This window comes from Aquisalimonas sp. (assembly GCF_007120195.1).
Lineage (GTDB): Bacteria > Pseudomonadota > Gammaproteobacteria > Nitrococcales > Aquisalimonadaceae > Aquisalimonas.
Genome location: NZ_SKOG01000134.1, coordinates 1 through 10,037, shown reverse-complemented (window position 1 = coordinate 10,037; position 10,037 = coordinate 1). Strand labels below are relative to the sequence as shown.

Genomic DNA, 10,037 nt, shown 5'->3' with positions numbered 1-10,037 from the left:
TCGAGGCGCCGCTATTCCTCACCCAAGCCCTGCTGGATCGCCTCCAGGGCGGTGGTCGGGTTCTGCACATCTCCTCCGGTGCGGCGCATCATGGCTATGCCGGCTGGGGCAGTTACTGCGCTAGCAAGGCGGCGCTGCACATGATCTACCAAGTGCTGCGCGAAGAGCTGCAGGATCGCGGTATCGCGGTGGGCAGTGTGCGCCCGGGCGTGGTCGACACCCCCATGCAGGCCCTGGTTCGCGAGCAGCCCCCGGAGCGTTTCCCCATGGTGCAGCGCTTTCTGGATCTGCATGCCACCGGTCAGTTGGAGGATCCACAGGACGTGGCGCGGTTCACGGCCTGGCTGCTCCTGGACGTGGACGAGACTGCCTACAGCGCCGAAGAATGGTCCTTCACCGAACCCTCCCACCGGGAGCGGTGGGGTGGCTGAAACGGCCATGTACCAGCCCGCGCGGTCGGCGCGGGCGCAGTGGCAGCGCGTGCGTGGCGTGCGCTACCGGCTGCACTGCTGGGGGCCGGCATCCGGGCGTGCACTGGTACTGCTGCACGGCTGGATGGATACCGGGCTGACCTGGCAATTCCTGGTGGATGCGCTGGCCGGCGAACGGCGCGTCGTCGCGCCGGACTGGCGGGGTTTCGGCGAATCCGACTGGGCGCCCGGGGACTATTACTTCCCGGATTATCTGGGGGATCTGGATGCGCTGCTCGATGCCATCGCAGGCGATGACGCCGATGCGCCTGTGGATTTGGTGGGCCACAGCATGGGCGGCAATGTCGCCGGGCTGTATGCCGGTGTGCGCCCAGGGCGCATCCGGCGGCTCGTACTGGTGGAAGGCTTCGGCGCTCGCGCCCGCGCACCGGAAGAGGCGCCGGAGAACTACGCCCGCTGGCTGGAGCAGTGGCGGCAGCCGCCGTCGTTACGGGAGCCGGAGTCCCTGGCGGCGTTTGCCGATCGCCTGAAGCTGCGCCATCCGCATCTCACCCGGGAGCGCGCCCTGTTCGTGGCGCAGTGCTGGTTGCAGCGTTCGGCGGACGGGGGGTGGCGGTTGCGCGCCGATCCAGGGCACAAGCGCAGTAATCCGGTGTTATACCGCCTGGAGGAGGCGGAAGCCTGCTGGAGGCAGATTGCCGCACCCACCCTCTGGGTGGTGGGTCGCGAGTCGCGCACGCTGTCCTGGTTCGGTGGCTGGGAGGAGCTTGAGCGCCGCCGCCGGTTGATCGGGGCGCAGCTGGAGCTGATCGATAGCGCCGGTCACATGATCCATCACGATCAGCCGCAGGCGCTTGCCCGTTCCATTGAGGCGTTCGTGAACGAGCCCGGCTAGGCGCCCGCGCGGCGCTGTGCCCCGGGGTTAGTCTTTGCCGTAGTTATTCTTCATGACTTCCATCCAGCGGCGGTGCTTCTCGAAGGCCTCCCTGCGCCACCGCTCAACCTGCTCCCGGGAATGCTCTTCAAGCACCCGCTTGTCGGTATACGACCGCGGATCCACGTCCTGCTCCTCGGTCTTCTCCTCTTCGCTCATGGCCAGCTCCAACAGCGATCCGGCGCAGGAGTATAACCGATCATCCCCCGCCGCGTGATATCGTCCCCTGCGAGTCACGACAGCGGGTACGCCCATGACCACGCACTACGACCACGAACTCGATGTGACCGGGCTCAATTGCCCGCTCCCCATCCTGCGAACCAAGCGCGAGCTGGTGCGTATGCAAAATGGCCAGGTCCTGCGCGTCATGGCCACCGACCCCCACGCGGTCATCGACTTCCTGGCGTTCACCGAGAAGACCAGCAACCGCATGGTGGAGCACTGGGATGAGGGCGGGGTGTATTACTTTCTGGTGGAAAAAGGGGGGTGACGTCACGCGCCGGGGCGCACGACTACGATCCCCGTAACACCCGCTCCAGCATCGTCTCGATGGCAAGGGTAAGGCGCTTGCTCATGCGCTGCTTACGCCGGTAGGTGACCTCGAAGACTTCCGCCTCGTCGGCCTTCGCCATGAGCAGATCGTCACTGGTCTGCAGCTCATCCACCAGGTTCAGCTCCACCGCCTGCTCGCCATACCAGTGCTCGCCGGTGGCAACGTGCTCCAGGTCCAGCACCGGTCGATAGCGGTGGACAAAGCGCTTGAACAGGTCATGGGTGTCGTCGAGTTGCTGCTGGAACCTGCGTCGGCCGGCCGGGGTATTTTCGCCGAGTGTGGTCAATGTGCGCTTGTGTTCCCCGGCAGTGTGCATTTCGATATCGACGTCGTGGCGTTTCAGCAACCGGTGAATGTTCGGCAGCTGCGCCACGACCCCGATTGACCCAACCACGGCGAAAGGCGCGGCGACGATACGGTCCGCCACGCTGGCCATAAGGTAGCCGCCGCTGGCGGCGACGCGGTCCACAGTGGCGGTGAGGTGGATGCCGCGGTGTCGCAGGCGGCTCAACTGGGAAGCCGCCAGCCCGTAGCTGTGGACCAGGCCACCGGGGCTTTCCAGGCACACAACAACTTCGTCCTGGCCCGGGCGCGCCTGGGTGAGGACCGCGGTGATCTCCTCGCGCAGATTCTCCACCCGTGATGCCCGGATATCGCCCTCGAAGCGCAACACGTAGACGCGCCGATTATCTGGCCCTGGTGCCGGTTTGTCCGACTCTTGCGCGTTTTTCTCCGACCGGCGCAGCCGGCGGAGGACCTTGCGGTCGAGCATGGCACCGCGCAGCGTGCGGCGCATGTCGCGGTAGCGGTTATTGAGCTTCCGCACGCGCAGGGATTCCCGGCCAAACTCGCGATCGCGGCTGGCCACGGCGCTGATGCCCACAACCACCGCGAGGATGCCAAAGACCACCGTCAGGGTTTGCGCCAGGAACAGTCCGTACTCGTACACAAACTGCATTTCTCCTCCTTCGCGCTCCATTCATTGAGGGCGCCATTGACGCACGTTTCTCGGGCTCAGACCAGATGGCCAGCGCTCGGATGACTGCACAGCGCCGGAGGCCAGGGCGCCCGGATTGGGTATGGCCGTCCAGGGGTTTGGTTGCAGACGATCACGCCGCCTCGAGCTGCTCCACTTGGCGCACTGTCCCCTCCTGCACTTGCTGGCCAACGGGAAAATGCCAAATCAGCCACACAGCGGCCAGTTTGAACGGGATGGGCGCGAGCCCATACAGTAGCGACAAGGCCCAGAGGCCCTCGGGATCACTGGTGTTCGCTTCAAAGCCGGCCACTGCCAGCAGCGGATAGGCCAGGCCGACCGCGAGCGCCAGGGCCAGTTTTGTCGCCATGCCCCAGAGGCCGAAGAACAGCCCCGTGCGCTGGCCGCCGCCCCGGGCCGTGTCAATGTCCACCAGATCCGCCTGGATTGAAGCCGGCAGCGCCATGTCGATGCCCAGGCTCAGGCCTGAGAGCAGGCAGATACCGATGAAAATCCAGGCATCTCCGGGTCCCAGCAACGGCACCCAAGCGAAAATGCCGGCGGCCCATAGCATGGACAGCGCCCAGGCGCGGTGCTTGCCGATACGCCGGGCGATCCACAGCCACAGGGGAATGCCCGCAAGGCCCGAGACGAAGTAGACCACGAGCATGACCCCTGCCAGCCCCTGCGCCTGCAGGACATGCTGTGCGAACAGCAAAAACAGCGTTGCCGGCAACGCGTTGGCGAGCCCGTTGAGGATATAGGCGATCAGCAGTCGAAAAAACGGCCGGTGCTCGCGCAGCAGTCTAAGCCCTTGCCGCCACGGTATGGGGGACAGGGCATTGCGCGGCTCCGGCACGGCGATGAGCGTAATCAGTACCGTTAACGGAAGGGTAAGCCATAACAGCCAGGCCAGCTGCTCCAGGGCGGCGCCGGCGGATTCGCCGGGGTCCGTTAACGTGATCGCCGGCAGGACGATGGCAATCAGCATGCCCGCCAGCACGAATCCCTCGCGGCTGCCAGTGATGCTTGATCGCTGGTTATAGTCGCGGCTGAGCTCGGCGCCCCACGCGCTGTAGGGCAGGGAGACCAGCGTCCAGGCCAGGTAGGTGATGAAGCTCCAGATGAGGAGATGGCTCACGCCCGCGTCCCCGGGCGGCCGGAAGAGCTGGTCCACGCCGAACATGAGAAACGGTACGCCGATCAAAATCAGCGTCTTGCGGCGGCCGAAGCGGTTGCGGAGGCGATCGCCGATACCGCCGACCACCGGATCCGTGACCACGTCCCACAGGCGGGCGAGCAGCAGCAGCCCGCCTACGGCGCCCACACCGAGCGTCTCGGCATAGAACGGGGGTAAGTAGACGTACAGGGGAATGCCCAGAATCGCAAGCGGCAGCCCCGGCAGGCCATAGAGCAGCACGCGGCTGCGCGAGACGGCCCTCATGTGGTTGATCCCGGGCGTTGCACGGCCATGTGCACGAGGTCGACGTGGCCCATGCGGAATCCGGCTTCACAGTAGCTGAGGTAAAAGCGCCACATGCGCATGAAATGCGCGTCGTAGCCAATGTTCCGAATAGCGGATGCCCGCGCATTGAATCGCTCTTTCCACAATCGCAGGGTCTCGGCGTAGTGCGATCCGAACGGCTTCATGGCGCGCACCTCCAGGCCAGAGGCCTGGGCCAAGCGGGTCAGATGCCCCTGGGTGGGCAGCATGCCGCCGGGAAAGATGTAGAGCTGGATAAAATCCGGCGTGCGCCGGTACAGCGGGTAAGCCGCTTCGTTAATCGTGATGACCTGCAAAGCGGCCCGGCCGCCGGGCTTCAGGCTCCTTTTCAGGGTATCGAAGTACTCCGGCCAGTAGCGCTCGCCGACGGCCTCAAACATCTCGATGGAGGCGATGTGGTCGTACTGGCCCGTTTCGTCGCGGTAATCCCGGTAGTGATAGCTCAGGCGCTCCTGGAGGCCGTTGGCGGCGGCCTCGGCCTGCGCCCAGTCCAGCTGTTGCCGCGACAGGCTCACGCCGGTGACATGCGCCCCTGCAGCGGCGGCACGCCGTCCGAAACCGCCCCAGCCGCAACCGATCTCCAGGATCTTGTCGCCGGGACGGGCGTCCAGCAGATCCAGGATGCGCTGGTATTTGAGCTGTTGAGCCTGCTCCAGTGTATAGCGCTCGGTTTGCGGGGCGGCATCGTCGCCGAACAGCGCGCTGGAATACGTCATGCTTGGGTCCAGCCACTCCCGGTAGAAGTCATTCCCCAGGTCGTAATGGGCAGCAATGTTGCGGCGGCTGCCGCCACGGGTGTTCTCCCGCAGCCGATGACGCAGGCGCATCCCCAACCAGGCCAGCGGGTTGGGCCGTGAGGCGCTGGCGAGGCCGGGGTCGTTCTCGCCGAGTAGCTGCAGCAGGCCCGCCAGATCGGTGGTGTCCCAGTCCCCTGCCAGGTAACCCTCGGCCAGGCCCAAGGCACCGTGGAGGCCCAGGCGCCGGAGCGCGCGCCAGGGGTGATGCACGCGCAGATCGGCGTGCGGACCGGCTCCGTTGCCGAACGTTTGGCTGCAGCCATCGGGAAACTCCACGTCCAACGTGCCACGGTCGAGCCGGTTCAGCACGGCCGTGAAATACCGTCCGGTGATCCCCGGCAGTCCGCCGCCGGTGGTATCTATGGACTTGTTCCATGCCATCAGGTCACATCCTTCTGCGGTAGTGCCGGTTTGCGGTGAAAGCGCGCCCCACGGAGCCAAAGCTTCAGGGCCTGCCAGTGGATGCCTGCGATCACCGCCAGGGTCATGAGGGGATAGCGCCAGCCAGCCTGCAGAAGCTGGCCGTCAGTCAATGGGCGCCGCTCACCCTGCTGCACGGCCGACAGGCGCAACCCGTCGCGGTCGTGGTACTGAATCGCGTTGACGATGCGGCTGCCCGGGGGCATCAGGCGAAAGCGGTACTCCCCGCACACCGGGAGAAACGGCGAGACGTGAAACTGTTTCGCCGCGCGCGAATGGACCATGGGACCCAGGGGGTGGCCATCCTCGTGGAGCAGATACCCGTGCCATTCGCCGAATGTGTTGCGCACTTCGCACAACACCGCGCGCAGGCTGCCGTCTTGGTGGTGGCAGTACCAAAGGCTGAGCGGGTTGAACCCGTAGCCCAGGACCCGCGGCATGCAATACAGCAGCACACGGCCGCCCTGCAAGTTGATGCCGACCCGCGCGAGCACGGCGTCAATCCAGGGCCGCAGCGCTGAGTCGTTCTTCGCGCCATGATCCCGGTCATGGAAGCTGAACAGATTGAAGCGGTTGCGGGAGAGCAGCCGCAATCCGGTGACCGCCTCCTCGATCCTGTCCACATCCAGGAGCAGGCCAAAGAGCCGGTAGCGGAAGTGGTGCGGCACGTCGCCGAAGCGCGAATGCGATACGGACCCGAAATACAGGCTGCCAGACAGGGTCGCGGTGCTCATGGTGTCTGCCATCCGGCCAGGCTGTCCGGCATGGGTTCACGCGCTGGAATCACAGCGGGCGCCGGCCGCTCAACCCAGGGCAGCGGGATATCGAACGCCCGCGCCACGCCCGCCGCCGAGCGCAGGCCGTCCTCATGGAAGCCGTAGCCGAGGTAGCTGCCGCAGAACCAGATTCGGTCGCGGCCCTGGATATGGTCCATCACGCCTTGTGCCCGCACGGCGCTGGCGTCGAACACCGGATGGGTATAGACCATGCGCCGATGGACGGCGCCCGGATGTGGCGCATCGTCCGGGTTGAGCGTGACGAAGTAGTCCGTCGGGCCGGGCAGATGCTGCAATCGGTTCATCCAGTAGGTCACTGATGCCGGTCGCCCGGGCGCGCCGCCCTGGTAGTTCCAGCTGGCCCAGATGCGGCGCAGCTTGGGCATGAGCGACGTGTCAGAATGAAGCCAGGCGACGTTCTCCTGATACTGGAATGTACCCAGCAGCTTTGCCTCCCAGAAGCCCGGTTCGGCCAACATTGCCAGCGCCTGGTCGGCATGGGTGGCAATCACGACGTCATCGAACGAGCCCAGCAGCTCGCGCTCAGAGAACACGTCCACGCCCCCGTCCCGGCGCTGAATGCGGTGCACGGGTGTGTTGGCGTGGCAGCCGCCACTGATGGCAGGCGCCATGCGCCGGACGTACTCGCGTCCGCCGCCCTCCACGGTCCGCCACTGGGGGCGGTTCACCAGATCCAGCAGGCCATGATTGCGGAAGAACTGCAGAAAGCGGCGCGCCGGGAAGCGCAGCATATCCTCAGGGGGGCAGGACCAGATCGCTGCCGCCATGGGCAGGAGATATTGCTGGCGCAACTCGCGGGAGGCGCCTATGGCGTGCAGGAACTCGCCCAGGGTCGGTTCATTGCCGGTGTCTTCGACGAGAAAGCGGTGGGCACAGCGGTTGAAGCGCAGCATGTCGCACACCATGCGCAGAAAGGAGAGGTTCAGCAGGTTGCGCCGCTGGGCGAACAGCTTGTCCAGACTGTCGCCCGCCCACTCCAGTCGGCCATTCGCCGAGCGGAAGGCGAAGGACATATCACTGGCGCGAGTGGCTACGCCCAGGTGATTGAAGAGCCCCGTGAGCAGCGGGTAGTTGCGCTCGTTGTACACGATGAAGCCCGTATCCACCGGCATGGGCCCATCGGGCCCCGGGACATCCTGCGTGTGCGTATGCCCGCCGATGTAGTCATTGCCCTCGAAGAGCGTCACCTGATGCTTACGGCTCAAGAGCCATGCCGCGCCCAGGCCACTGATACCGCCACCAATCACCGCGATACGCTTTTGACTCATGTCTGTCCCATCCATGCTTTGTATCGATATTGTACAATAAAAAAACACCCTTGCCACCCTCACTTGATCGTGTTGCCATGCGGCGTTTCCGTGAGTTGCCGATGACCTGATCGCCGCGACTGTCGTATGCTGTGGCTGTTTACGGCATCGCGGGCTGTTCGGATGCAGGCACCCGCGCATCCAGGTGGAGGGAGAGCGGTGAGGACACGACAGGGCACCAAGAAACGGATTCTTGATGCCGCCAGTGAACTGCTGCAGCGCAACGGCTACGGCGGGTTCAGTTACCAACACATCGCCTCGCAGTTGGGGGTGAAGACTGCGGCGGTTCATTACCATTACCCGTCCAAGGCTGACCTGGGCGTCGCCTTGATTCGTCGTTACCGGGCCAATTTTTCCTGGTGGACGGAGCAACTGGCGAGCCAGGGCACGGATCCGGTGGCCCGGGTCGAGGCATTCTTCGAATTGGAAGCGCGCTACCTGCGTGAGGGCAAGGTCTGCCCGCTGGGCGTCGTCGGCGTGGAGCACGCCGGGATTCCCGAGGCCATGCGGCGGGAAACGGAAGTCTTCTTCGGCCAACTGCTGGACTGGCTGACTCGCACGCTGCACGACGGCGCCCGCCAGGGGGTCATCACCTTCAGCGGCACGGCCAGTGGCAAGGCGCTGAGCCTGCTAACCTCGTTGCAGGGTGGGCTGCAGGTTGCGCGCGTCGGCGGCGGCGAGACTTTCCAGCGGGTTTTAGAGCAGCTGCGCACCGAGTTCGGTCTGCATCCCCAGCCTGTTGTGCGAAGGATGCCGGCCGTTGGGTGAGTGCACCGAGGTACCGACGCGCTGGACCGTGGTGCTCGCCTCAGGCCGTCCCCGAGAGAAGGCAGGGATCCCGCGTCGTTTGCGCATGAATGCGCCCGGTGCAGGCGTATTGGTGGCGCCAAGCTCGACGTCAGCAACCGCGAGCAGGCTGCGGCCTGGGCGGTGTCCCTTGGTATGATCGGCCCTCGTGCGGTAACCATGCTCAGAGACCGAAATACTCCGCCCCTGATAGCGCCCGCAAGAGACCAATGATAGGCAAACCTGTGCAATACCTTTATGAGCCCGTGAGCGGTGGAGCGGGACGCATCGCGGGAACGCTCTTAGGGGCGTTGGCGTTTGGTCTGCCCGGGGCTGCTGGCGGGTTTCTGGTGGGCTATGCCGGTGACGTGTTTGTGCGGCGATGGTGTGTGTCCGGGCGGTGCTGGCGGGATCGCGTGAGTGATGATGTTCAGCGACACTATCTAACCGCAGCCTGCGCGGTGATGGGACATGTCGCCAAGGCGGACGGACGCGTGAGCGAGGCGGAAATAGGCGTCGCGCGACAGGTCTTCGAGCTGCTCGAACTCGACCGTGACATGCGACGCGACGCCATCGCGTTGTTTGGGCGCGGCAAGCGCGGGAATTTTCCGCTGGCTTGGGTGCTGCGTCGATTCCACCGCGCCTGCCGGGGTGACGACGATCTGCTGCACGCCTTCCTGGAATACCAGGCGGCCATCGCCCAGGCCGACGGTCATCCAACCGAGGAGCAGCAGGCGCTGTTGACGCGCATCGCCCAGCGCCTCGGGTTTAACGAGAGCGAATTGCGCGATCTGATGCGGAGCCAGAAGGGGGGGCGCGGGCTGCGTGCCATGCCCCAGAGCCCGTATCGCGTGCTGGGTGTCGCCGAGAGCGCCACGCCCGATCAAATCCGCCGCGCTTATCGCAAGCTCGTCGGCCAGTATCACCCGGATCGCCTGCAGGCCCGCGGCTGTAGCGAGGAGGAAATCCGCATGGGTGCCAGCCGCACCCACGCGGCGCGGCGCGCCTACGACCAGATTCGTCGCCAGCAGGGATTCTGAAGGCCCGAGCCTGCGCCCATCCCGAACCACGGGCGTGACTGGCTGCACGCCTGCGCGGAGATAACGGGCGAGCGAGCTGGGCGTGTGCTGTTGCGCCGCAGGCGGATTGTTAATGGTGCATTACGCTGGCGCCAATGCAGCCTTCGACCGGCCCCGGTGCGATGCCAGTACTCCACCACGTAGTCGGTTAGCGAAGCGTAACCCGCCGTCAATGACATGGCGCCGCAGGCGCACAACCCGGGTTGCGCCTGTGCGCCTGCGGCGCGGTTTGTTGTACGGTGCATTACGCTGGCGCTAATGGCACCCTACGCCCTTCGATCGGGCCCGTTGCCATGGCAGCACTCCACCACGTAGGGCGGGTTAGCGCAGCGTAACCCGCCGTAAAACACACCGCGCCACAGGCGCACGAATGCCAAAAGGACACTAGCCCAGCATGCCGAGGCGCCCGCCGCTGGCAACGACGACCACGATAATGCCGAGCACCAGGTTCAC

General features: G+C 65.3%; 11 protein-coding genes. 5 read left to right on the top strand and 6 right to left on the bottom strand.

Annotation, left to right across the window (positions count from 1 at the left end; translation table 11 throughout):
- Together QZT63_RS09850 and QZT63_RS09845 are read left to right on the top strand one after the other, a co-directional pair.
- The coding region (locus tag QZT63_RS09850) for an SDR family NAD(P)-dependent oxidoreductase (RefSeq protein ID WP_290650772.1) at positions 1-431 on the top strand (431 nt) is incomplete at its 5' end.
- Entirely contained in the window at positions 424-1,326 is a 903-nt protein-coding gene (locus QZT63_RS09845) for an alpha/beta hydrolase (RefSeq protein WP_290650771.1), read from the top strand. The genes QZT63_RS09850 and QZT63_RS09845, both read left to right, overlap by 8 nt.
- 27 nt (positions 1,327-1,353) lie before the next feature.
- On the opposite strand, the gene QZT63_RS09840 is transcribed toward QZT63_RS09845, so the two are convergent.
- Positions 1,354-1,524 carry a hypothetical protein gene (locus QZT63_RS09840; protein ID WP_290650769.1) on the bottom strand — a complete coding sequence of 57 codons (171 nt, stop codon included), beginning with the start codon at positions 1,522-1,524 and terminating at the stop codon, positions 1,354-1,356.
- 94 nt (positions 1,525-1,618) lie between these two features.
- On the opposite strand from QZT63_RS09840, the gene QZT63_RS09835 reads away from it, so the two are divergent.
- Entirely contained in the window at positions 1,619-1,855 is a 237-nt protein-coding gene (locus QZT63_RS09835; protein ID WP_290650767.1) for a sulfurtransferase TusA family protein, read from the top strand.
- Positions 1,856-1,877: 22 nt separating this feature from the next.
- Here QZT63_RS09835 and sohB read toward each other — a convergent pair whose 3' ends face one another.
- The 5 genes from sohB to QZT63_RS09810 form a co-directional block, all read right to left on the bottom strand.
- On the bottom strand, positions 1,878-2,876 hold the full coding sequence (sohB, locus tag QZT63_RS09830) for a protease SohB (protein ID WP_290650765.1): 999 nt from the start codon (positions 2,874-2,876) through the stop codon (positions 1,878-1,880).
- Positions 2,877-3,027: 151 nt separating this feature from the next.
- A complete protein-coding gene (locus tag QZT63_RS09825; protein ID WP_290650763.1) occupies positions 3,028-4,338 on the bottom strand; it encodes an MFS transporter in 1,311 nt (436 codons plus the stop codon).
- Positions 4,335-5,576: a cyclopropane-fatty-acyl-phospholipid synthase family protein gene (locus tag QZT63_RS09820; protein ID WP_290650761.1), complete on the bottom strand. Its 1,242-nt coding sequence runs from the start codon at positions 5,574-5,576 to the stop codon at positions 4,335-4,337. The genes QZT63_RS09825 and QZT63_RS09820 overlap by 4 nt, the downstream gene beginning before the upstream one ends.
- Positions 5,576-6,349, bottom strand: a complete 774-nt coding sequence (locus QZT63_RS09815) for a DUF1365 domain-containing protein (protein WP_290650759.1) — start codon at positions 6,347-6,349, stop codon at positions 5,576-5,578. Before QZT63_RS09815 ends, QZT63_RS09820 begins: the two co-directional genes overlap by 1 nt.
- On the bottom strand, positions 6,346-7,680 hold the full coding sequence (locus QZT63_RS09810) for an FAD-dependent oxidoreductase (protein ID WP_290650757.1): 1,335 nt from the start codon (positions 7,678-7,680) through the stop codon (positions 6,346-6,348). Before QZT63_RS09810 ends, QZT63_RS09815 begins: the two co-directional genes overlap by 4 nt.
- Before the next feature lie 198 nt (positions 7,681-7,878).
- Here QZT63_RS09810 and QZT63_RS09805 point away from each other — a divergent pair, with 198 nt between their 5' ends.
- Positions 7,879-8,487 carry a TetR/AcrR family transcriptional regulator gene (locus QZT63_RS09805; RefSeq protein WP_290650756.1) on the top strand — a complete coding sequence of 203 codons (609 nt, stop codon included), beginning with the start codon at positions 7,879-7,881 and terminating at the stop codon, positions 8,485-8,487.
- 263 nt (positions 8,488-8,750) lie between these two features.
- Complete coding sequence (djlA, locus tag QZT63_RS09800; RefSeq protein ID WP_290650754.1) at positions 8,751-9,545, top strand: co-chaperone DjlA; 795 nt, start codon at positions 8,751-8,753, stop codon at positions 9,543-9,545.
- Positions 9,546-10,037: the final 492 nt, after the last annotated feature.

Bases quoted from the DNA above. Each gene is read 5' to 3' on its own strand.
- QZT63_RS09840 (WP_290650769.1), bottom strand. From the start codon at position 1,524: ATGAGCGAAGAGGAGAAGACCGAGGAGCAGGACGTGGATCCGCGGTCG.
- QZT63_RS09835 (WP_290650767.1), top strand. From the start codon at position 1,619: ATGACCACGCACTACGACCACGAACTCGATGTGACCGGGCTCAATTGC.
- sohB (WP_290650765.1), bottom strand. From the start codon at position 2,876: ATGCAGTTTGTGTACGAGTACGGACTGTTCCTGGCGCAAACCCTGACG.
- QZT63_RS09825 (WP_290650763.1), bottom strand. From the start codon at position 4,338: ATGAGGGCCGTCTCGCGCAGCCGCGTGCTGCTCTATGGCCTGCCGGGG.
- QZT63_RS09820 (WP_290650761.1), bottom strand. From the start codon at position 5,576: ATGGCATGGAACAAGTCCATAGATACCACCGGCGGCGGACTGCCGGGG.
- QZT63_RS09815 (WP_290650759.1), bottom strand. From the start codon at position 6,349: ATGAGCACCGCGACCCTGTCTGGCAGCCTGTATTTCGGGTCCGTATCG.
- QZT63_RS09810 (WP_290650757.1), bottom strand. From the start codon at position 7,680: ATGAGTCAAAAGCGTATCGCGGTGATTGGTGGCGGTATCAGTGGCCTG.